General features: G+C 62.8%; 19 protein-coding genes. 9 read left to right on the plus strand and 10 right to left on the minus strand.

Features of this window, described 5'->3' with window-relative positions; translation table 11 throughout:
- Positions 1–79 precede the first annotated feature (79 nt).
- The 9 genes from F758_RS0103160 to F758_RS43215 all read left to right on the plus strand — a co-directional run bounded on the left by F758_RS0103160 (position 80) and on the right by F758_RS43215 (position 9,456).
- Positions 80–2,371, plus strand: a complete 2,292-nt coding sequence (locus F758_RS0103160; RefSeq protein WP_198026410.1) for a xanthine dehydrogenase family protein molybdopterin-binding subunit — start codon at positions 80–82, stop codon at positions 2,369–2,371.
- Positions 2,368–3,204: an FAD binding domain-containing protein gene (locus F758_RS0103165; RefSeq protein ID WP_024506487.1), complete on the plus strand. Its 837-nt coding sequence runs from the start codon at positions 2,368–2,370 to the stop codon at positions 3,202–3,204. The genes F758_RS0103160 and F758_RS0103165 overlap by 4 nt, the downstream gene beginning before the upstream one ends.
- On the plus strand, positions 3,201–4,415 hold the full coding sequence (locus F758_RS0103170) for a xanthine dehydrogenase family Fe-S subunit (RefSeq protein ID WP_024506488.1): 1,215 nt from the start codon (positions 3,201–3,203) through the stop codon (positions 4,413–4,415). The genes F758_RS0103165 and F758_RS0103170 overlap by 4 nt, the downstream gene beginning before the upstream one ends.
- A gap of 73 nt (positions 4,416–4,488) precedes the next feature.
- Positions 4,489–5,631: an ABC transporter substrate-binding protein gene (locus tag F758_RS0103175; RefSeq protein WP_024506489.1), complete on the plus strand. Its 1,143-nt coding sequence runs from the start codon at positions 4,489–4,491 to the stop codon at positions 5,629–5,631.
- Positions 5,632–5,706: 75 nt separating this feature from the next.
- A complete protein-coding gene (locus F758_RS0103180) occupies positions 5,707–6,579 on the plus strand; it encodes a branched-chain amino acid ABC transporter permease (protein WP_024506490.1) in 873 nt (290 codons plus the stop codon).
- Positions 6,576–7,622 (plus strand): branched-chain amino acid ABC transporter permease, encoded by a 1,047-nt coding sequence (locus F758_RS0103185; protein WP_024506491.1) that lies wholly within the window; start codon positions 6,576–6,578, stop codon positions 7,620–7,622. The genes F758_RS0103180 and F758_RS0103185 overlap by 4 nt, the downstream gene beginning before the upstream one ends.
- Entirely contained in the window at positions 7,622–8,404 is a 783-nt protein-coding gene (locus tag F758_RS0103190; protein ID WP_035720628.1) for an ABC transporter ATP-binding protein, read from the plus strand. Before F758_RS0103185 ends, F758_RS0103190 begins: the two co-directional genes overlap by 1 nt.
- Positions 8,397–9,101, plus strand: a complete 705-nt coding sequence (locus F758_RS0103195; RefSeq protein ID WP_024506493.1) for an ABC transporter ATP-binding protein — start codon at positions 8,397–8,399, stop codon at positions 9,099–9,101. The genes F758_RS0103190 and F758_RS0103195 overlap by 8 nt, the downstream gene beginning before the upstream one ends.
- Positions 9,073–9,456: a Rieske (2Fe-2S) protein gene (locus F758_RS43215; RefSeq protein WP_024506494.1), complete on the plus strand. Its 384-nt coding sequence runs from the start codon at positions 9,073–9,075 to the stop codon at positions 9,454–9,456. Before F758_RS0103195 ends, F758_RS43215 begins: the two co-directional genes overlap by 29 nt.
- A gap of 5 nt (positions 9,457–9,461) precedes the next feature.
- On the opposite strand, the gene F758_RS0103205 is transcribed toward F758_RS43215, so the two are convergent.
- The 10 genes from F758_RS0103205 to F758_RS0103250 all read right to left on the minus strand — a co-directional run bounded on the left by F758_RS0103205 (position 9,462) and on the right by F758_RS0103250 (position 21,404).
- A complete protein-coding gene (locus tag F758_RS0103205; protein WP_502689119.1) occupies positions 9,462–10,316 on the minus strand; it encodes an alpha/beta hydrolase in 855 nt (284 codons plus the stop codon).
- Positions 10,317–10,337: 21 nt separating this feature from the next.
- A complete protein-coding gene (locus F758_RS0103210) occupies positions 10,338–11,315 on the minus strand; it encodes a substrate-binding domain-containing protein (RefSeq protein WP_024506496.1) in 978 nt (325 codons plus the stop codon).
- Positions 11,284–12,246, minus strand: coding sequence for a hypothetical protein (locus tag F758_RS0103215; protein ID WP_157449842.1), 963 nt, complete (start codon positions 12,244–12,246; stop codon positions 11,284–11,286). The genes F758_RS0103210 and F758_RS0103215 overlap by 32 nt, the downstream gene beginning before the upstream one ends.
- Before the next feature lie 155 nt (positions 12,247–12,401).
- The gene (locus F758_RS0103220; RefSeq protein ID WP_035720630.1) at positions 12,402–13,853 is read right to left on the minus strand and encodes a SidA/IucD/PvdA family monooxygenase; all 1,452 of its coding nucleotides are present in this window, start codon (positions 13,851–13,853) and stop codon (positions 12,402–12,404) included.
- Positions 13,854–13,858: 5 nt separating this feature from the next.
- Entirely contained in the window at positions 13,859–15,364 is a 1,506-nt protein-coding gene (locus F758_RS0103225) for an amidohydrolase family protein (RefSeq protein WP_024506499.1), read from the minus strand.
- Positions 15,361–16,278, minus strand: a complete 918-nt coding sequence (locus F758_RS0103230; RefSeq protein ID WP_024506500.1) for a polysaccharide deacetylase family protein — start codon at positions 16,276–16,278, stop codon at positions 15,361–15,363. Before F758_RS0103230 ends, F758_RS0103225 begins: the two co-directional genes overlap by 4 nt.
- On the minus strand, positions 16,275–17,468 hold the full coding sequence (locus F758_RS0103235; RefSeq protein WP_024506501.1) for an amidase: 1,194 nt from the start codon (positions 17,466–17,468) through the stop codon (positions 16,275–16,277). Before F758_RS0103235 ends, F758_RS0103230 begins: the two co-directional genes overlap by 4 nt.
- A 7-nt stretch (positions 17,469–17,475) precedes the next feature.
- A complete protein-coding gene (locus tag F758_RS0103240; protein WP_024506502.1) occupies positions 17,476–18,960 on the minus strand; it encodes a 4-hydroxyphenylacetate 3-hydroxylase family protein in 1,485 nt (494 codons plus the stop codon).
- Positions 18,961–19,191: 231 nt separating this feature from the next.
- Complete coding sequence (locus tag F758_RS0103245) at positions 19,192–20,532, minus strand: 8-oxoguanine deaminase (protein ID WP_024506503.1); 1,341 nt, start codon at positions 20,530–20,532, stop codon at positions 19,192–19,194.
- A 14-nt stretch (positions 20,533–20,546) separates the two neighbouring features.
- Complete coding sequence (locus F758_RS0103250; protein ID WP_024506504.1) at positions 20,547–21,404, minus strand: alpha/beta fold hydrolase; 858 nt, start codon at positions 21,402–21,404, stop codon at positions 20,547–20,549.
- Between the last annotated feature and the right edge of the window lie 363 nt (positions 21,405–21,767).

Raw genomic sequence — 21,767 nt, forward strand, 5'->3', positions numbered from 1 at the left:
CGATTTCCCGCACCAGGACGGGCCGGGCGCCGGGCAGGGCGTTGGTGCGCGCCTGCCGCGCAAGGAGGACGACCGGCTGATGCGCGGCCGCGGCCAGTTCGTGGCCGACATACGCCTGGCCGGCCTGCAGGACGTCGCGTTCGTGCGCAGCCCGCTGGCCCATGCGCTGATCCGTGGCATACAGGTGCCGGAGCGCTATCGCGCCAATGTCTTCACGGCCGCGGATCTGATCGGTGTCAACCCGATCCGCGCGGTGTCGGGATTGCCGGGGTTCAAGATCTCCGAGCAGCCGGTGCTCGCAGTCGGCAAAGTGCGCCAGGTCGGTGAGCTGATCGCGATGTGTGTGGCGCGAACGCGGGCCGAGGCCGAGGACATCGCGGCGGCCGTGACGCTCGAGCTCGAGGAGCTTCCTGCCGTCTATGACATGCTCAAGGCGCGCGAGGTAGGTTCGGCGCTCGTGCATGAGCATTGGGGTGATAATATCTTCCTGGAGACCAATTTCGAAGTCGACATTTCGTCGGCGCTCGATGCTCCGATCAAGGTGACGCGCGAGATCTCGACAGCGCGGCAATGCATGTCACCGCTCGAAGGCCGTGGTGTTGTTGCAACATTCGACCACCGCCTCGATCAGCTCACGCTCTACTCCGCGGCCCAGATGCCGCATGTCACGCGCAGCGGTCTGGCCGAATGCCTCGGCATGGAGCAGGGGCGCATCCGTATCATCTCGCCCGACGTCGGCGGCGGCTTCGGCCACAAGGGCATCCTGTTGCCCGAAGAAGTCTGTCTCTCCTGGCTGACGATGCGGTGCGGACACCCCGTGCGCTGGACGGAGGATCGCCGCGAACATCTGACCGCGAGCGCAAACTGCCGAGAGCACCATTACAAGATCACCGTGTATGCCGATCGCGACGGCAGGCTTCGCGGCATCGATTGCGAAGCGACCGTCGATTCCGGCGCTTACTCCTCTTATCCCTTCTCGGCATGCCTGGAGGCGGCGCAGGTCGCGAGCATCCTGCCTGGGCCCTATCTGATGCCGGCCTATCGGTGCCGGACGTTTTCGGTTGCGACCAACAAGTGCCCGATCCTGCCCTATCGGGGCGTCGCGCGCACCGGCGTGTGCTTCGCGCTGGAATTGATGCTGGACCTGGTCGCCGCCGAGGCAGGCTTGGAGCCGGGCGAAGTGCGTCTGCGCAACCTCATACGACCCGAGCAGATGCCGTTCGATAATATCACCAACAAGCATTTTGACAGCGGGGACTATCCGGAGGCGATGCGCCGCGCCCTGGCGGCGATCGATCTCGAAGCGGTGCGCGCGCGTCAGCACAGGGGCGAACCGGATGGCCGGCGGATCGGCATTGGCCTCTCGATTTACTGCGAACAGGCCGCGCATGGCACCTCCGTCTATTCCGGCTGGGGCATCCCGATGGTGCCGGGCCATGAGCAGGCGACCGCGCGCTTGACGCCGGATGGCGGGCTCGAGCTGCGCGTCGGCGTACATTCCCATGGGCAGAGCATGGAAACCACGCTTGCCCAGGTTGCGCATGAGATTTTGGGCATCAATGTCGCTCAGGTGCACGTGATCCATGGCGACACCGCGATGACGCCGTATTCGACGGGCACTTGGGGATCGCGCTCAATGGTGATGGCCGGCGGTGCGGTCGGTACCGCGTGCCGCGAGCTCGCCGAACGCGCCAAACGGATCGGCGCAAAACTCCTGCAGCACGATCTGGCTTCGGTAGTGCTGCAGAACGGCGAGGTGCGCGGGGTCAACGGCAGCGTCGGCTTAAAGGAGATCGCGCACACCTGGTACCGGCGTCCGCAGGACCTTCCGAGCGATGTCGATCCGCACGGCCTGGAAGTGACGGCGGGCTACAAGCCGCAGCGCGATAGCGGCACGTTCAGCTATGCGGCCCATGCGGCGGTCGTCGCAGTCGATCCGGAGCTCGGAGAGGTCGAGATCCTCGACTACGTTTTCGTCGAGGACGGCGGCGTTCTCGTCAATCCGATGGTCGTGGACGGCCAGATCTACGGTGGTCTCGCCCAGGGCATCGGCACTGCGCTCTACGAGGAAATGCCGTTTGACACAGCCGGGCAGCCGCTCGCGACGACGCTTGCCGACTATCTGCTGCCGGGACCGACCGAAGTGCCGGCCGCACGGCTTGATCATATGGAGACCCCGTCGCCCTATACCCAGTTTGGCGTGAAGGGGATCGGAGAGGGTGGAGCGATTGCTCCGCCGGCCGCAATCGCTAATGCGGTCAACGATGCTCTGCGCCCGCTAGGCGTGGAGCTCCTGCAATCGCCGATTACGCCCCACCGAATCGTCGAGGCGATCCTGGCCAGGCGCGAGATGCAAAGGGGGGCGGCATGAAGCCCGCGCCGTTCGCTTACGAACGTCCACGCGATCTCACGGCCGCGCTCTCGCTTCTCGGCGAGACCGCAGCCTCGGCCAAGGTCATCGCCGGCGGGCAGTCGCTTGGTCCCATGCTCAATCTGCGGCTTGCGGCGCCCGAGTTGATCGTCGATATCAGCGCGCTCGCCGAGCTCAAGCAGGCGGAGCATCATGGTGACGAACTCGTCCTCGGCGCATGTGTGACGCATGCGGACATCGAGGACGGACGCGTTTCCGACCTCACGCGTGGTGCCATGCAGGGCATCGCCGCCAATATCGCTTATCGCGCCGTGCGCAATCGCGGCACGATTGGAGGATCGCTCAGCCACGCCGATCCCGCCGCGGATTGGGTCTCAGGGCTCGCGGCCATGGGTGCGAGGTTAACGCTCCGAAGCCGTGGCGGCACGCGCATCGTCAATGTGGAGGATTTTATTGTCGGAGCGCTGGAATCGGTGTTGCGCCTCGGCGAAATCGTCGAAACCATCCACATTCCCGCACGATCGCCGTCCGCGCATTGGGGCTACGTCAAAAGCTGCCGCAGGACCGGTGAATTTGCCCACGCCATCGGCGCCGTGCTGATCGACCCGAACGCAGGGAAGGCCCGCGTCGTGATCGGCGCGATCGAGGCGGCTCCGATCGTGCTCAAGGACCCGCTGGAGCTGTTCGGGGGGCACATCGCGAGCGACTATAAGGACCGCTTTGATGCGCGCGTCGCCGATGCGATCCTGGTGAAAGCCGGCGTCTCAAACGCGGCTCAGCGCCATATTCATGTCAGCGTGCTCAGGCGCGCCATTCGCGAGGCCGCCGCATGAGCATGGTTGCGCTCACCGTGAATGAACGGGCGGTCGAAGCGCTCGCGGAGCCGCGGACCAGTCTTGCTGATTTCGTGCGCGACAAGCTTGATCTGACTGGCACGCATCTTGGCTGCGAGCATGGCATCTGCGGCGCGTGTACGGTGCTGGTCGATGGCGTTCCGGCGCGCTCCTGTATTACCTATGCGGTCGCTTGTGAAGGCGCCGAGGTCACGACGATCGAAGGCCTCGACGAGGACGAGATCACGGCCGAACTCCGCGCAGCCTTCACCCGCGAGCACGCGTTGCAGTGCGGTTATTGCACGCCGGGGATGCTGGTCTCCGCGCGCGATCTCGTGTTGCGCTTGCCGCAGGCGGACGAGAAGCAGATCCGCATCGGCTTAAGCGGCAATCTGTGCCGTTGCACCGGCTACGTTGGTATCGTCCGTGCTGTCGGTTCGGTAATCGAGCAGCGCCGCGGGCGAGGCATAAGCCCGGAACGCGACGGCGGTCGCAATGTACTCGGGCCTGTCGGCTCGGGCCACGGCAGTCAGGCCGGCACCGAACCAGCGGCGCAACTGCAGCCGCCGATCGCTCAAGTCGCGCACGAAGCCGCCGATTCGGTCACCTCAATTCCGGCCTTCACGCCCGCCAACGTCTTCGAGCAGCATTTTGAAGTCGCGCATCCGCCCGGGCGGGTGTTTGCCATGCTCGATGACATCGCGGTTGTCGCGGCCTGCCTTCCTGGCGTCTCGCTCCTCGGATCACCGCGCCCCGACCGGGTCGAGGGTGAAATCCGCGTCAGGATCGGGCCGATTGCCGCGGTCTTCCGTGGTGCGGCGCGCATCGAGCGCGAGGCTGCCGAGATGTCGGGCCGCATTGTTGGAATAGGCACCGATCAACGCAGCCGGTCTTCAACGCAAGGCGAAATTCGATACCGCCTGGAGCGGCTGGACGGCGGCGGCACGCGCGTCAGCCTTTCGATCGGTTATACGCTGAAGGGAATGCTGGCCCAGGTCGGCAGGACGGGGCTTGTCCGCGATCTCGCTGGCCGGCTGATCGCGGAATTCGCTGGCAATCTCGATCGCCACCTGTCCGGCGAGGCGTTGCCCGTCACCCATGCGACGACAGCCGACCTGAACGGATTGTCTCTGTTTTTCGGCCTCCTGCGCACCCGGATGGGGCGGTGGCTCGCGCGCGCTTCGCGTCACGATCGCGGAGCAGCAGGATGACGGATGCTTTCGTCAAGGCAAGTGCGAAATCTGGACTGCATATGAACCGGCAGCGTGAGAGTGGAGAACAGGAATGAGACGGACGATCAAATATGTTCTGGCGGCGGCTCTTCTGAGCGGGACGGCAAGTGCCGAAACGATCAAGATCGGCGTGAACGAACCTCTGACCGGTGCCTTCGCCGCTTCGGGGACTTACGTCGTCAACGGCGCGAAGATCGCTGCCGACGAAATCAACGCCAAGGGCGGAATCCTTGGCAAGAAGATCGAGCTCGTGATCGAGGACAACAAGAGCAATCCGACCGAGGCCGCCGCGGTGGCCGAAAAGCTGATCACCAGCGACAAGACCCCAGTGTTGATGGGAGCATGGGGCTCGAGCCTGACGCTTGCCGTGATGCCGAAATTGACCGAATACGAAACGCCGATGCTGGTCGAGACCTCGTCGTCAGGCAAAATCACCACCAGTGGGAACCCCTACATTTTCCGAATCTCGCCGCCATCCTCCGTCGAGGCCGCAGCCTTCAAGAACATCGTCGACAAGCTGAACCTCAAGAAGGTCGACTTTCTCGTCATCAATAATGATTGGGGGCGCGGCACGGCCGATGACTTCGGCAGGATGTTCAAGGAGAAGGGCATCGGCGTCGGCCTGGTCGAAACCATGGATCAGGGCGCACAGGACATGAGCGCGCAACTCTCCAAGTTCAAGAGCTCCGATTCCGAGACCATCATCGTGACCACCTCGGTGGACCAGCTCACGCTGATATTCAAGCAGGCGGCAGCGCTCGGCCTGAAGAAACGCATCATCACGACAGGCGGTTCGCAGAATCCGGATCAGATCATTGCGCAAGCCGGGGCCGCGGCCAACGGCACCATGCACCTGACGACGTTCCTGCCGTGGTTGCCGGACAAGACGCCGAACCCGGAAGCCACCAACTATTTCATTTCGGAATGGAAAAAGCGTGGCTTCGATTTTGCCGGCTGCACCGAGAGCTTCCGCGGCTATGACGGCATCCGCACGGTGGCGGCAGCAATCGAAAAGGCGGGCAAAGCGGAGCCTGCAGCGATCAAAGCGGCCTTTTGGGACGTCAAAGTGAAGGGGCTGAACGGCGACATTGTCTTCCACAAGTCCGGCCCTGAGGGCAAGGAGAGCGGTCAGAGCCAGCCAAACGTGTATCTGATCGAAATCGAGGACGGCAAGGTCGGATTGAAAAACCTCTAAGCGCGTCTGGTCGACCGGCGAGGGACGCGGCGTTGCTCGCTGACCTCGCCGGTATCTTGGCATTTGGGAGCCGTCTTGAGCGAGTTTCTGCAACATCTGGTCAACACGCTGGTTCTCGGCGGCACTTACGCGCTGCTGGGTATCGGGCTCACGTTGATCTTCGGCATCATGAACGTGGTGAACTTCACGCACGGCGTGTTGTACACGTTCGGTGCCTACGTCATGTTCATCGTGGTGCATCAGCTCGGACTGAATTTCTTCCTGGCGTTGCCTGTCGCGGTCGTCGCCGGCTGGATTCTGGGCGCGGTGATCGAGCTGACATTACTGCGGCCGCTGCGCGGCTCCGACATCGACACCACGATGCTGGTGATGATCGGGGCCTGGATAGCGATGCAGTCCGGCGCGCTATGGATTTGGGGCGGGGTAGCGAAATCGGTTGCGACACCCTTTCCCGAGGCGCCGCTGGTCCTTGGTCCGGTCTCGGTGTCCTGGCTGCGGCTGTTCGTGCTCGCGGCGGCCGGGCTGCTGATCGTCGTGACGTACCTGCTGATCAATCGAACAAGACTCGGTTGTGCAATGCGGGCGACGTTCCAGGACGAGGACACGGCCTCGCTGATGGGCGTGAATGTCGATCTTATCTACACCTCGACTTTCGCCATCGGCTCGAGCCTTGCAGCCGCGGCCGGCGCGCTGCTCGGTCCCGTTTACGTGATCTCTCCGCAAATGGGCGATCTGGCCGCGGTGAAGGCCTTCGCGATCGTGATCCTCGGCGGGCTCGGCAACATCACCGGCGCGGTGATCGGTGGGTTCATTCTGGCATTGGCCGAGGAACTCGGCGCCGGCTACGTGTCCTCCGGTTACCGGGATGCGATGGGGTTTTTGATCATCATCGCTGTTCTGATCTTCAAGCCGACCGGACTGTTCGCACGCTCGGAGCGCATCGGATGAGGTCAGTTGTCACGATTCTCACCATCGCCGCGTTCGCTTCGGTGCCGCTGTGGCTGCGTGACCCCTATCTGATGAACGCGCTGATCACGACCGGTATCTTCATCATCGCGGCGATGAGCCTGAATTTGCTGCTCGGGTTTACCGGCCAGCTCAGCCTGGGCCATGTCGCCTTCTTCGGGATCGGCGCCTATGTCAGCGCGCTTACATCGCTCGGCTTCGACGTCGGCCTGCCGGGCGGATTCCGTGTCGTGCATGACCCGTGGCCCCCGTTCGCTGGCTTCGTGCTGGCGATCATCATTTCCGGATTATGCGGATATTTCGTCGGACGGCTCTCGTTTCGTGTTCGCGGGGCCTACTTCGTGATCGTCACGATCTCCTTTGCCGAAGTCGTCCGGCTGGTCGCGCTTAACTGGGTCGAATTGACCCAGGGACCATTGGCGCTCACCAATATTCCGCCGATGGCGCTTTCCTTGCCGGGATTCGGCGAATTGGCGCTGCACACCAAACTGCAAAACTACTACCTGGTGCTGGTCGTGGCGGTTGCCGCGTATCTTCTGATCACGCGCCTGGTTCGTTCCCATTTCGGCCGAGCTATGCGTGGCTTAATGGCGAACGAGACGCTTGCCGTATCGGTCGGGATCGACGTGACGAAGACGCTGACGCTCGCCGCGGTGATTTCCGCCGGTATCGCTGGCGCAGCCGGCAGCCTCTATGCTCACTACATCCGGATCATCGACCCCGAAGTGTTCGCCTTCATCAACACGGTAACCATGGTGATCATGGTCATCACCGGCGGCAAGGGTTCGCTCGCGGGCACCATCATCGGCGGCCTGGTCTTCGGACTGATGCCCATAGTCCTGCGTCCCATCATGGCGCCGGAGGCGCAATGGATCGCCTATGGCGGCGTGCTGATCGCGATCCTCTTTGTCTTGCCGCGCGGCATCGTGCCCTCGCTCACGCAACGGCTTTCGAGGCCGCACGGGAAGACCGCAGCCGTGGGGCGGGTCGCTTTCGCCGAGCACAGCGCAAAGGAACACGCGTGATGGGCAGTCTGGCGACCGCATTGAAGGTCGAGCAAGTCGCCGTACGCTTCGGCGGGCTTGTTGCCCTTTCGGATCTTAATTTCTCGGTCGGCGAAGGAGAGATCGTCAGCCTGATCGGACCGAACGGCGCCGGCAAGACGACCGCCTTCAACATCATGACCGGCTTCCTGCAACCAACCCACGGCACCGTGAGCTATCGCGGGATTACGCTGAACGGGTTGAAACCGCCCGAGATCGCGGACCTCGGTCTGATCCGGACCTTCCAGCGCACCAGCGTCTTCCCAAACGACACAGTCTTCGACAATCTGCTGATCGGGTTGCATCGCCAGGGCAGGACAGGGCTTCTGGAAGCAATTCTGGGACTGCCTCGCGCGCGCCAATCCGATCGCAGGCTGCGCCAACGCGCCGGTGAGCTCATCGAGTGGGTTGGCCTGCAACGCCGCGCTTACGATCCTGCGGGCTCGCTCTCCTATGGCGAGCAGCGCCTTGTCGGCGTCGCGTTGGCGCTGGCTGCGGAACCGTCGATGCTGCTGCTCGACGAGCCGGTCTCCGGCATGAATGCCTCGGAGACCTTCACATTCGTCCAACTCATCCGCAACATTCGCGACCGCGGCGTCAGCATCCTGCTGGTCGAGCACGACATGCCGATGGTGATGAGCGTATCGGACCGCATCGTTGTGCTGAACTACGGGCGGATCATTGCGGAGGGAACGCCCGATGTCATCAGGAATGATCCGGCCGTGATCGAGGCCTATCTCGGGCAGGGGGCGGTGCATGCTTGAGATCAGAGATCTGGTATGCGGTTACGGCGGGGTCACCGCGCTGCGCGGCATCTCGCTGGACGTGAAGCCCGGGCAGTTGGTCGCGCTGATCGGCGCGAACGGCGCGGGCAAGAGCACGACGCTTCGTGCCATTTCCGGGCTCGTACCGCCGCGCTCCGGATCGCTGTTCTTCGACGGAAAGGATATGACCGGCGCAAGGCCGCCGCGCGTTCTGGCTTGCGGAATCGCGCACTGCCCCGAGGGCCGCCGCGTCTTTCCGCATATGACTGTCGAGGAAAATCTCGTCATGGGCGGCTATCTGCGCGCCGACACCAGCGAGATCGCCGCGGACCGCGACCGCATCTACGCCGAGTTTCCGCGCCTGGCCGAACGGCGTCGGCAGGCTGCGGGGACCTTGTCGGGCGGCGAGCAGCAGATGCTCGCGATTGGCCGAGCGTTGATGTCACGGCCTCGCTTGATCATGTTCGATGAGCCTTCACTCGGGCTTGCGCCGAACATCGTCGAGCGGACATTCGCCATCATTCGCCGCATCCGCGATGCCGGAACGACGGTTCTGCTGGTCGAGCAAAACGCGTTCGCCGCGCTCGAGATGTGTGACCACGCCTATCTGCTTGAGGGCGGCCGTATCGTGCTCTCAGGCCGAGGGCCGGAGTTGATCGAGAACACCCATGTACGCAAGGCCTATCTCGGTGGATGACCAGTGGAGCGGCCCCTCCCGCGGTCAGCGGTGGATAGCCGCCTACGGGATACGCCAACTGATCGAGCAAACGATCGTTCGCGCGCGTGTCGAGGGCGCCGATGTAATCCTGATCTGGAACGATGGCCGCGCGGTGGCTTGCGAACGAGCTTGCCCGCACGAGCAAGCCGATCTCAGCCTCGGCGAGGTATCGATGGGGCGCCTGTTCTGTCCGCGTCACGCGGCGTCATTTGACCTCAGGGATGGCCGGATTTGCGACGGTTGGCCAAGCCGGCCGTTGCGGCTGTATCCGGTGCGTATCGCGGACGACAAGGTATGGATCGATGCCGAGGCGCTCACGTCATCCATCGCCTAAAAGAGCTATCCCGCCAATTGTCGTGCGATCTCGACGAGACGTCCGCCGGGACGTCGCAATTCGTTGAGGATGGTGAAGTGGTCCGCGCCTTCAATGGCAAAGAGTTCGCCGGGCGCGTTGGCGCTCTTGCGCTTCTCGTGGAGGAGAATCGAATCGAGAACCAGCGCGGGCAGCTCGTTGCTGCCATAGGCGACGTCGAGCCGCTTATCGACCACCGGCTGCCGCAGCGGTGATAGCGTGGCGATCTCGTCGTCGGTCAGCCTCAACGCATTGTTGAGCGCGGTGTCGCGGATCGGAGCAAGATCGAACACGCCTGAAATCGCAAGGCCCGCAGTGACGCGCGGGTGACCGAGCGCCATGGCAGCGAGATGGGCGCCGGCCGACCAGCCTGAAAGCACCACGGGACCGGAAATTCCATATGACCCGCCATTGGCGGCCAGCCAATCCAATGCCTGGAATATCTCGGCGACGATCCGGGTCAGGGATGCCTCTGGCGCCAGCGAATAGCCGGGAATCGCAACCGACCAGCCATGCGCCGCGACGCCTTCGACCAGCATGGCAAACAGGTCGCGCGAATTGCGCTGCCAGTAGCCGCCGTGCAGGAACATCAGGCAGGGCTTGCCGGCGTCAGCACCAGGATAGATATCGATCTTCGTCCGTTCACGCTCGCCATAGGGCAGATCCAGATAGGATTTCAGGCTGGATCGCAGCTTCTCGGACGCCGCGTTGCGCTCGGCGATCAGCGCGGGACTATCCTTCACCGCGGCATTGTTGTCATAGGCGGCATCGCGCTCGGCCTGGGACAGCTGAGCCCAGTTCGATCGGGGATCTACAGGCCTTACCTCTGAGATGCCAGTCACGTGCAATACTCCGAAGCGCGCTTAAGTTTTCAGGATATCCGGATCGGAAAACATCTGCTCCGGTGAGAACTCGGTCGCGATCAAGCCATCTTCCAGCATGTAGCGGATAATCACCTTGAGCATAGCGCGATTCTTCGCAAGTCCGACCGGCCAGTAATCATAGCCAAGATGCCGCTCTGTCAACAGCAGGCTTTCGAGCTGCCAAGGCAACATGGTGGTCAGCGCAGCGGAATCGAACAGCCGGTCTCTGGCGATGTTCTGCGCCTGGGCAAAGGCATTGAAGATGGCGCGCAACAGCCCGGGATTGGCTTCCGCGAGCGTGCGCTTGACCGCAATGAGATGCATGGGCGGGAAGATGCCGGTCCTGACGAAGTAGTCGAGCTCGGCCCGCATCGGCTCCTCGAACAGCCGTCCGACGTTCGGGGAAGGCCAGGTGCTGGGCGCCCGCGCCGTATAGAGGGCGTCGATCTCACCTTCTGCCAGCAGCACGGCGAGACTCTTGTCGTTGCGCTGCTCGTGCTTGAATCGGTCGGGATAGAGCTGCGGGTGCTCGTCGCCGGCGCGCGCGGTCTCGAGCCCTCCCGCGACATAGATTGGCGCCGTGCGTTCGAGGCCGAAATGGTCCTGGAAGATGCCGCGAAGCCAAACCGCGGCGGCCATGTCGAACACGGGGACGCCGATGCGTTTGCCGGCGAGATCTGCCGGCGTCCTTATTCCTTTAGCGGTATTTACGAAGACGTTGGAGAGCCGAAAATGCCGCGACGGAAAGACCGGCACGGCGGCGTAACGTAGCTCCGCCTGTTCCAGGGATCGCAGATAGGATGAGATCGGAAATTCGCAGCAGTCGAAGGTGTGCTCGGTGAGCTGCTGGTTGAACAGCGCCTGCACGCCCATCAGCGTCACCTCGGCCGCAACGCCAGCGATCGAGACCTCGCCGCTTGCGATCGGCCTGGTCCGGTCGGAATCGCTAACCCCGATTTTCAGTGGCAATGCCGTCATGAGCCTTCCTTCTTTCGCCGACGTAATCGCCGGCCAGACGTTTGACCAACACGTCGAGCAACTCAGGCAGCGCGAGCGGAGTGGCGTTGCTGCCGCCGCGTGCGTAGATCGCCGTCGCCTTGGGAACATCGATCCGTAACCGGCGCGACAGCCGCTTGATGGCATGCTTGCAGTGGTCGGGCAGCGGTAGGCACTCAATACGGTGCTCGGCGGGCAGGTGGTCATTGGCGCCGACCAGTTCGAGGCGCTTGGCTTCCACCATGCGCGATGTCGCGACGTTGTGAGCCGCCCGCTCGCTCCGCGCCAGGACGAAGCTCCGATGCGTGAGCCCCGGCGCGACCCAGGAGATGACATCGGTGTAGTGGCGGCCGATGCGGGCGACGACATTTGCCAATATGCGCGCCATCTCGTTGTGCATGACGACGTAGTGGCGGCGCTCTTCGTCACCCCATTTCCAGCGCATGGCCGACATTCGTGTCGCGGTCGAGTCGGCTCGCCACGGAGACACAGCGTTGCCTCGGTTTTCGAACAGGCCGGGATCATCGTAGGCGATGGCCGGCGACGGCTTGCCGCGAAACGTGACGATGTGCTCATAGGGAACGACCGCCATCGGCTCCGAGATCACCATCCGATGTACAACCGTTCCGCGGCCGTCGGCCAGCGGCGAGAGGTTCAACACCTCCGGCGAAAATCGCGGATCAAGGCGCGCCTGCAGCTCCTGCGGCAGATAGGCGCGGTGGAGCGGGCTAAATCCTTCGTCCAGCAGACGCTGATTGATCGCGATGTGTTCGGAGGAGAAAGGATAGGGCTTGGTCTTGGTGCAGGGCATGAACAGCAGGATGCGATGTTCTGCTTCGGGAAGCTCGGGCTCGTAATCGTTCTGGATGTAATCCAGCCACTCACTGATGCGCGGGTGCTTGAGCGCCTCCACATTGTCCTGCGGACTGTACAGACAGAGCGTCTCATCAAGCTCGAACGGACTCTCGATCTTGAGCCTGGATTCCAGGACACGCTTGGATCGATCCTCAACAGTCACCATGGCCGATCATTTCCTGACAAATCTTTGAGTGGACACTACGATCGCTTTCATGTGGTTCGGGATAGTGCCGCGCCGTGCTCAATGCCGATATTGAGCTCTGTTTCGTCATAGTTGCGCAGCGATTGCAGATGAAGATCGGCATCCTCGATGAACAGTGAGCGGGTAATTCCGTCTGCGATCCGATCAACGCCGAACTTGAGTGCGGAAATGCCGGCCGAGCACGCAAGGCTCGGCATCGCCGCGAAGGTGTAACTGAAGATGTGCGCGAGGAAGGGGGCGGCTCCCTCGACCTTCTCCGTGAACTGGAAGTTGGCAGACAGATAGGGATAGGAACCCAGCGGCGGGTGCTCTTCGCCCGACGGCGGACGATAACGGTCAGACCAGCACGCGATCTGGTCGTGAAATCTCGCGAGCTCAGGTCGCGACGCGAGATCGACAACGAAGCCCGTGCCGGCAATGAGGTAATCGAAAGCCTGCGTGGCTTTAGAGTGACTCAGCAGGATCTTGTCGCTTTCGAACCGGACGTGGTCGATCGGGCAGCCGAGCCGTATCGAGAAATTCTCGTGCCGCGCGCACCTGTCGAAGGTGTCCTGCGGGGGAGGCTGGCTCATATCGAAGATGATCTTCATGAACCGCCATTTCCGCGCATCGTCGAGATCGCCGAAATGCCGGAGAAAGCCCGCGAACTCCATCCACCGGTTCGGGTTGACCGCCGGCAGGTGCCTCCTGCGGACGAACAGCTCGACCGAGCTGGCGCCGGCCTCCAGTGCCATCGCGGCATTGTCGAACGCCGAAGCGCCGGCGCCGATCACGGCGACTGCCTTGCCCGCAAGCGCGCGGAAGTCGATCGGTTCGGCCGTGTGAGCGTAACATTTTTTCGGCAGCGCTTCTGCGATCGCGGCGGGCACCGCCCATCGGCCGGAGCCCTCGATGCCGGTTGCCAGCACGATCTTGCGAGCGAGCAGCCGCTGTGCGGTGCCGCCGATCCTGGCATGCACGGCGAGCAGGCCGTCGCTCAGCGGCTCGATGTCCGTCACTGCGGCTTCATTGCTGACCTCAATCCCAACGGTCTTGCGAACCCACAGCAGGTAGGCCTGCCACAGCTCGCGCGGAATTTTGTTCAAGCCTTGCCATGACCGCTCGCCGAAGCGCGCCTCCCACCAGGCTCGGGGAGAGAGGCTGGGAATGCCGAGGTCGGGCCCTGTTACCACCTTCGGTGTGCGGAGCGTGGGCATGCGGGCGAAGGTCAGCCACGGACCTTCGTGCCCGGCGGGGTTCCGGTCGAGCACGCGGACATTGCTGACGCGCTCGCGCAGAAGCCGGAAGGCAATCGAGACGCCGCTCTGGCCGCCGCCGACGATGATCACGTCGTGCACGGGGATGCCGTTCCGGTTGCGCTTGATCGTCCACTGCCGGGCCGGATAGCCGAGGCACTCCATTTCAAAGCGGACGCGCCGCTCTAACTCGGTCAGATGGTCTATCGAATGATCCGCGTCCATCAGGATCAACCTTGCCTCGGCACGATACGCCGCTCGATTGAAAGCGGCTCGCTCGAGATGGACTCGGCAAAGGCGACGACGTGCGGCTCCAGGCGTTCGGCAAGGACGCGCGCCGAACGCGTGCTTGCCGCGAGCGCCTTTACACTTTCGCGAACGCGGTCGCGCAGATCGCTGGTGTCGACCGAAACGAGCTTGCGGTCGCGTACTTTGAACACGCCGCCGACCACGACGTCAGTAACCGAAGCCGAATCGGCTGATGTCACGAGCTGATTGACGGGATCGGTGTCGGGAATGAAATCGATGTGGGCGAGATCGAACAGGACGAGGTCGGCGCAGGCGCCTTGCTCCAACCGGCCGCATCCCTCGAGCCCAAGAATCTTGGCGCCGCCGAGCGTTGCAAGCCTGACGAGTTCTCTCGAGGTCAGCCAGCCGGTGCGGGAACCAGCGAAGCTGCGTGCACCAAAGGAAGCAAGGCGCATCGCCTGGAGCATGCTGAGCGAGTCGGAGGAATTGGCGCCGTCGGTCGCCAGGCCCACGTTGATGCCGCGCTCGAGCATCGGCCTGACATGCGCAATTCCCGAGCCGAGCCGATAGTTGCTGGCGGGGATGTGGGCTACCGAGCAGCCGTGGGCGGCGAGCAGGTCGAGATCCTCATCGTCGAGCCACACGCCATGCGCGGCGGTGAAGCCGGGCCGCAACATGCCGAGACCGGCAAGATGCCGGACGGCCGATCGGCCGTAGACCTTGCGGGCGACCACCGCCTGCAGCCGGGACTCCGCGATATGCATGTGAACTGAAAGCCGATGACGAGCCGCAACATCCATGCAAGCCCGCAGAAAGCGCTCGGAGCAGTGATGCGGGATGGTCGGGGCGATGCCGACGCTCACGCCGCCGGGTAGCTCCCCTTGTGCTGCCAGGATCGTTTCGACGGCGGCAACGATCGTTTCACCGCTCGCGAGATCAAAGTTGCGCACGGCCTCGCGCAAATCCTGCGGCAGCGCGTCCGGCAATCCTGGAATCGACTGGAAGAGGCTTTGATCGGCTATCATCGGCGCCAGCACTGCGCGCATGCCGGCATCGGCGTAAGCCCTTGCCACCGCCAGGAAGCCGTCCTTGGTCGGGCGCGGAAATTCATAGACGAGGTCAAAGCAGGCGGTGCAGCCCTTCGACAGCATGTCGAGCGCGCCGAGCAGCGTCGACAAGTACATCGTTTCGGGATCGCGCGCGCCGGCAAGCCAAGGGCCGTTCGTCAGCGATGCTTCGAGAGTCCATGCCTCGGCGACGCCCTTCACCAGATTGGCGTGACCATGGGTGTGAGCGTTGACAAGGCCCGGCAGGACCAGGCGATCACGGCCATCGTGGCGCGCGGCGTGGGTGGCATTCAGGGTCCCGGGCGCGCCGATCTGCGCGATCCTGCCGCCCTCAATCAGGATATCCTTGCGATCGGCCGTGCCCGATTGAGGATCGACCACAAGGCCGCCGGCGATGAGCAGGCGCTCGCTCCTTGTCATGCGCACCGCTCCGGAGGATGAGTTTCGATCCAGTGCCGGGCGATGTCGGAGCGGCTCGCGAACCAAATCCCCTCGTGCTGTGCGGCAAAGTCGAGAAATCGTGCAATCGCCTCCGATCGCGCGGGCTGGCCGGAGACGCGAGCGTGCAGGCTGACCGTCATCATGCGCGGATGGCGCGCGCCCTCCGCATAAAGCACGCGCAGCGCCGAGGCGAGGTGGTCATAGAAATCGCTGGCCGTCCCAAGCTTGGCTGTGGCAAGGCGATTGTCATTGTTGGTGAAGCTATGCGGAACGATGAGATGGGGCCGCTCGCCAACCCTGACCCAATAGGGCCAATCATCGGCATAGCTGTCCGAATCGTACAGGAAGCCGCCAAGTTCGACGAGCAGCCCACGCGTGTTTCGGCTGGGCGAGTAGCGGCTCTGCCAGCCGACTGGGCGACGACCGGTCGCCCGTTCGATGCCGGCCACGGCGCGTGCGATCACATCGCGCTCCTCGCTTTCGTTCAGCAGGAAATGCCGGACGAAGCGGTCGCCGTGACAGCACAGGTCGAAATTGAGCTCGCGGATCGCCCCGGCCATGTGGGGATTGCGCGCAAGTGCCTGGGCGCAGGCATTGACGGTGAGCGGTATGCCGCGTTCCGCAAGCAGGTCGATGATCCGCCAAAAACCAACGCGTGAACCATATTCGAACAGGGACTCGGCAACGAAGTCACGGATGCCGGCGGGCACCTCGCCTTGAATCGCGTCGGTCAGGGCCGTTTCGGTCATGGGATCGCCATCGCCGATCGATGGCTCTGCGCCCTCCTCGACGTTGAGCACGACCACGATCGCAAGGCGCGCATCGTTCGGCCAGCGTGCAACCGGCGGGGTCCTGCCGTAACCAATGAAATCTCGCTCATGATCGGCCTTCATGTTGCGAGCGGCACCCGTTCGAGTGCATGTCCGATCTTTTCCGCGCAATCCAGCAGCCGCTGGTCGCCGCGTGGCCCGGCGATGAGAGAAAGGCCGACAGGGCAGCCCTCGACGGTAACAGCGGGGATGTTGACCTGCGGCAAGCGGCACAGGCTCGCCACGCAGGTGAGCGCAAGGGTCTTCTCGCGGAACTCGACCTGTGCCGATACCGGTGCTTCCCGAAGCGGTGGAAGATCGTGCGCCGTTGGAAGGATCAAGACACCATCGTTGCCGAGCATATCTATCAGCCGATCGGTCAGAGCCTCCCGCCTTACGACGGCGGCAGCGAATTTGGCAGGATCGACGCGCGACGACAGTTCGATCCGTTCCGCAACCGCCTGGCTGAGCCGCCGTCCCGGCGCTTTGCCCCAGGCCCCCAGTGTCGACCACAAATCGTAAAGCTGCAAAGGCCTGAAGGTGTCGAGCCAGACGTCCACGCCTTCCGTAAACAGCGTGACCTCGGTCACGCTTCCAAGTGATCGCGCGGCCGGCAGCAGCGCTTTGCCGATATGCGGGGCCGGGATGTCGAAGGCATCGCGCGCAAGCAGAAGTCGCGCAGGCGCGACCTCGCGGATCGGACCAAAATAGACTTCGCCGACACGCTTCAGCGTCGTTGCGTCGCGCGCGAGCCAGCCAACCGTGTCGAAGCTCGGCGCCATCGCCATGATACCTGCAACCGACAGGCGGCCAAAAGTGGTGCGCAAGCCATACAGCCCGCAAAAGCTGGCCGGCACTCGTACCGAACCGCCGGTGTCGGTCCCAAGGGCGAAATCGCAAAGGCCCGCCGCAACCACGGAGGCCGAGCCGCTCGAGGATCCTCCGGGCACTCGCGCCGGCGCCTTTGGATTGATGGGCGTGCCGAAATGTGGATTGATTCCGAACATTCCGCACGCGATTTCGTCGGTGTGCGTCTTGCCGATCAGACGCGCGCCGGCCATCAACGGCGCTAGCACACTCGGCGCCGTCGCCACGGCAGGATCGGCGTCGCGCAAACGATCCGGATTGCCCCAGCCGGATTTGAATCCGGCGACATCCATGAGGTCCTTCGCCGCAAAAGATAGGTCCGAAAGCGGCCCGTCCTCCTTCAGCTTCAACGAGGAGGGGCCATGCTCCACGAAGCCAAGTTGCCGGATGTCTTCGAGATTGGACACGGCGGCTCTACTCGGCGGCGTCGGGAAGATTCATGTGACCATCAGGCAAACCATAGCTGCCCATGAACTGGTCGACCGGGCGCTTCACCCCATCCCAATCGAAAAACCGAAAGGAATTTCCGCGCGTCACGAAGGGTGCGCCGGAATAGAACATTTCATATTGCAGATGACGCGAGCCGAATTCGGAGCCAACGGCATCCCATGCAAGCTTCATCAGCTTGACGCGTTGCTCCGATGTCGCAACCGGAGACCGCTGTGTTTTGCTGATCAGCACATTGGTTTCCGGCGCGGCGAAATCGGCATAGGAGGAGGGGACCATGATCATGCCGCCGCCGGAAAGCGAGCGGATCGCCTCGACCACCTCCGGATAGGTCGTTTGGGCGATGACCTGCGCGCTGCAAAGCATGCTCCGATCCGGCACGTAGAATTCGTAAAAGCTCTCGCCCTTCAGCTCCATCGCGATGACAAGCGCTTCGATGTTGCTGACCTTGGCGGCAAGCAGTCCCAGCGTCTCGCGCACCTGCGGATAGTTTATGATGTTGTTGGTCTCGGCGATCTTGCGCGCGAGCCCAAGCAAGAAGCGAAGCTTCACCATCAGGCGGACGATGCACTGATAGTTTTGAAAAACATGAGCGCGGGTGTCGTGCCATTGCGCCTGCGCCATCTTCAGGTCCTTGAAAACGAACACCCGGTCCCAGGATATCTTGACGTCGTCGAAATAGACGACCGCATCGTTCTCGTCGAACCTTGATGACAGCGGATAGTCGAAAGTCGAGGTCGCGCTTTGTTCATAGCTGCGGCGCGACATCAGGCTGAGGCCTTTGGTGCCAAGCGGTACCACCGCCGTGAAGGCGTAGGCTTCATCGCCGGCCTGCAACGCTTGAAAGCCAGAGACCAGCAATTCGTTTGCCATGATGCCGCTGGTGGCAAGCATCTTGGCGCCGCGAATGGTGATGCCCTCGCTGTCCTCGTCGACAACGGATGCGACGAGGTGCGGGTCAGGTTGGCCGCTGGCGGATTTCGCCTTGTCTGATTGCGGGTTGATGATGACGTAAGAGAGAAAGAGATCGTTGTCTCTGGCGTACTGAAAATAGGATTCCAGAGCGGCCGCGCGCGCGGAATCGTAATCTCGGAACGCCGCAAGGCCCATCCGAAGGCCCACCAGGGTCGAGGCGACGTGATCCGGTGACCGGCCGATCATGCCGCAGGAAAGCGCCGACCATTTTTCAATCGCCTGACGGCGCCGAACGAGATCTCCAAAGGTCTTTGGAAGCTGCCAAGCCAGGTTGACGCGCTTGCCGTTGGTCGGCGAAGCGAATGTCATCTGTTCGAGATTTTCGGGCGCGGCCTGATAGTCGTAAAGGCGTGCGGCGCTGGCGACTGCGCCGCGAAAATTGCTGTCGGTCGTAACATCGGTGATCTTGCGCCCGTCGATGTAGATCGTACGGTTATCGCGCAGGCTCGAAAGATAGGCCTTTCCGTCTTTAGCCATGGAGGACTCCGTGAAGCGTGCCGGAATCCGACGCCAGGCATTTACCCATTGCAGCCGGAAGCGGGTTTCAGATTAGGATTGCAGGAGAAATCCGGTCAAGCCGATCGATTGGGCAGCAGCAATATCGATATCGTCAGGAGTTTCCGCGCATTACTAGCTGCGTGATTACCGATTGGGCAGATGGGAGGCCAAAGTTGTGCAACTTGGTGTCGCGGAGCGGTTACCGCCCAGCTACAGATCCGCCAGAAACGCGGCGGCGGCTCGGCCGTGCTCATAGCGCAGCCGCGCCAGATCAATTCCGACGGGCACGCCGTCGGTGACGCGCCATTGACCGGCGATCATCACCCGGTCGGCGCGATGCGCGCCACAAAGCACGAGTGCCGCGATCGGATCACCGGCGCCGGAAAATCTCAACTCGTCCAGCGTAAAGAGAGCAAGATCCGCCTGCCGGCCCGGTTCAATTCTGCCGATATCGTCGCGCCCGAGGCAGGCGGCCGAGCCTTCCGTCGCCCAGCGCAAGGCATCGAGGTGGGTAACAGCGGATGCGTCGTAAGCGAGACGTCCCAGCAGAAAGGCGTGGCGGACGGACTCCATGAGATTGGAGCTGTCATTTGAAGCCGAGCCGTCCACGCCAAGACCAACAGTGACGCCCGCCGCTTCCAGATCTTTCGTCCTGCACAAGCCCGACGACAGCACCATGTTGGAGGTCGGGCAATGACATACCCCTAGGCCGTGCTTGCCGAGGCGCGCGATCTCCGCATCGTTGAAGTGGATGCCGTGCGCGAGCCAAACGCGCTCATTCAGCCAGCCCATCTGTTCGAGATAGTCGAGCGGCCGGCAGCCGAAATGATGCAGGCAGTAGGCGTTCTCGTCCTGCGTTTCCCCCAAATGCGTGTGGAGCCGGCAATCATGCTTTTCGGCCAGGGCGGCGGTATCGCTCATCAGTCGGCGAGTCACGTTGAAAGGCGCGCACGGCGCAAGCGCCACGCGCAGGAATGCTCCCTCGCGCCTGTCGTGATATTTGGCGAGAACCCGTTCGCAATCCGTGAGAACCCTGTCGTAATCCTGCATCAGCCGCTCATCGGCGATGCCGCCATCGGCAAAACCGAGATTGATCGCGCCGCGCGTCAGCGTCATGCGCATCCCGAGCCTTGATGCTTCCTCGGCCTCGATGTCGACGGCGTCGGCGAGATCGTCCGGAAAGACAAACAGATGATCCGCCGCGGTAGAGCAGCCGGAAATCAGAAGCTCGGTCAAGGCGACCCGGACGGCAAGGCGGAAGCAATCGCGATCAAGATGGGCGCCCCAGATCGGGTAAAGCTGCTTCAGCCAGGGAAACAGCTCCTTGTTGATCGCCTTGGGATGCGCGCGCGTCAGCGTCTGGAAGAAGTGATGGTGCGTGTTGATCAGGCCCGGGATGATGACGTGCCGCCGGGCGTCGAAAATGTCGTCGTAAGGTACGGTTGGTCCGTTCTGCCCGACGAGCTCGGCGATTTTTCCGTCCTCGACGACAAGCCCGCGCTTGCCGCCGTTTGCGAGCACGGCGATCGGATCGCGAATCCAGGTTCTCATGACTGCTGCTTCCGCTAAACCGGCTTATGCGCAAGCCAGCGGCCGGATTCCGCCGCAAAGAACAGCTCGGAAAGCGCCGCATTGAATGCGGCAGGCTCTTCGCTGGTGATATTATGGCCGGCGCGGGGAGCGACGAGGAGGGCGGCCGTCGGCGCTGTGCGCTTCAGGAAGAAGCTGCCTTCAAGGCAGGGTTCATCCTCATCACCGACGATCACGAGCAGCGGCGGTACGAAGCATTTCAGCTCGGCTTCCATTTCCCATAGCGTCGGGCGCTTGGCTTGTACGCCGAACATTGTGAGCGAATGGCCGACGGCCGAATGCTCGCCAAGCATGCGCGCGAACTCGGACCAACCGCGCGGATCCTTGTTCTTGAAGGCCTGGCGGTTTGGTCCGTCGGCATATGTCGCCGCGGAAATGCTTATATCTTGCTCGGCGAACATCTTGCCGGTTTCGACCGCATGCAATCGTTGTCGTTGACAACGGTCGGGTTCAGGCAGGGAGCCGGCACCACATCCGGCTGCAACGACCGAGATGCAGCGTTCGGGATGACGGATGCCAAGATGCAGAGCCGTGTAAGCGCCCATGGAATGTCCGACGATGTGAGCTCGCTGCAGTCCCAAGCCGTCGAGAATGGCAAGGACATCGCCGACCGCGATATCCTGGCTATAGCTTGCGGGCTCTTTCGGTATGTCCGATGGCGGATAGCCGCGTTGGCTGAAGGTGATACAGCGGTGCGAGCGCGCGAAATGGCGCATCTGCGGCTCCCACGTCCGGTGGTCGCCTGCGAATTCGTGAATGAAAACGACGGCGCTACCGCTCCCCACGTCTTCATAATAGAGCTTGGTGCCGTCGGATGCGTGAATATGAGGCATTCAGTCCCCGTAAGCGCGGAAAGGTTTCGCGCGCATCTTGCAACAATTGCGCCAGGGCATGCGCGGGACGCGCGGGTGCGCGGCCCGATTGAGTTCACTTTTAATCATGCTCGCTCGTGAGCGCGGCGCGGCCTCATGCGCGTTCGGCAGCGACGGGTATAGGCATGGCGCCGATCGCGCAGAGAGATCAGGAGCGGGCGCTCCGTGGTATCCCAGGACGCCGTCTTGGCGGCGACACGGAGGATGAATTGCTGCCATCCGCGGTTCTCCGCCGCTCGCCGCTGAGCGAAAAATCGCTAATCAGGTTCGGTCGCGCCGAGTTGGCGCGCGGATTGCTTGTGTCTTCTGGAGCCATTGGTCGCT

The sequence above is a fragment of the Bradyrhizobium sp. ARR65 genome, from assembly GCF_000472385.1.
GTDB lineage: Bacteria > Pseudomonadota > Alphaproteobacteria > Rhizobiales > Xanthobacteraceae > Bradyrhizobium.

Bases quoted from the DNA above. Each gene is read 5' to 3' on its own strand.
- F758_RS0103160 (WP_198026410.1), top strand. From the start codon at position 80: ATGCGCGGCCGCGGCCAGTTCGTGGCCGACATACGCCTGGCCGGCCTG.
- F758_RS0103165 (WP_024506487.1), top strand. From the start codon at position 2,368: ATGAAGCCCGCGCCGTTCGCTTACGAACGTCCACGCGATCTCACGGCC.
- F758_RS0103170 (WP_024506488.1), top strand. From the start codon at position 3,201: ATGAGCATGGTTGCGCTCACCGTGAATGAACGGGCGGTCGAAGCGCTC.
- F758_RS0103175 (WP_024506489.1), top strand. From the start codon at position 4,489: ATGAGACGGACGATCAAATATGTTCTGGCGGCGGCTCTTCTGAGCGGG.
- F758_RS0103185 (WP_024506491.1), top strand. From the start codon at position 6,576: ATGAGGTCAGTTGTCACGATTCTCACCATCGCCGCGTTCGCTTCGGTG.
- F758_RS0103190 (WP_035720628.1), top strand. From the start codon at position 7,622: ATGGGCAGTCTGGCGACCGCATTGAAGGTCGAGCAAGTCGCCGTACGC.
- F758_RS0103195 (WP_024506493.1), top strand. From the start codon at position 8,397: ATGCTTGAGATCAGAGATCTGGTATGCGGTTACGGCGGGGTCACCGCG.
- F758_RS43215 (WP_024506494.1), top strand. From the start codon at position 9,073: ATGTACGCAAGGCCTATCTCGGTGGATGACCAGTGGAGCGGCCCCTCC.
- F758_RS0103210 (WP_024506496.1), bottom strand. From the start codon at position 11,315: ATGACGGCATTGCCACTGAAAATCGGGGTTAGCGATTCCGACCGGACC.
- F758_RS0103220 (WP_035720630.1), bottom strand. From the start codon at position 13,853: ATGGACGCGGATCATTCGATAGACCATCTGACCGAGTTAGAGCGGCGC.
- F758_RS0103225 (WP_024506499.1), bottom strand. From the start codon at position 15,364: ATGACAAGGAGCGAGCGCCTGCTCATCGCCGGCGGCCTTGTGGTCGAT.
- F758_RS0103230 (WP_024506500.1), bottom strand. From the start codon at position 16,278: ATGAAGGCCGATCATGAGCGAGATTTCATTGGTTACGGCAGGACCCCG.
- F758_RS0103240 (WP_024506502.1), bottom strand. From the start codon at position 18,960: ATGGCTAAAGACGGAAAGGCCTATCTTTCGAGCCTGCGCGATAACCGT.
- F758_RS0103245 (WP_024506503.1), bottom strand. From the start codon at position 20,532: ATGAGAACCTGGATTCGCGATCCGATCGCCGTGCTCGCAAACGGCGGC.
- F758_RS0103250 (WP_024506504.1), bottom strand. From the start codon at position 21,404: ATGCCTCATATTCACGCATCCGACGGCACCAAGCTCTATTATGAAGAC.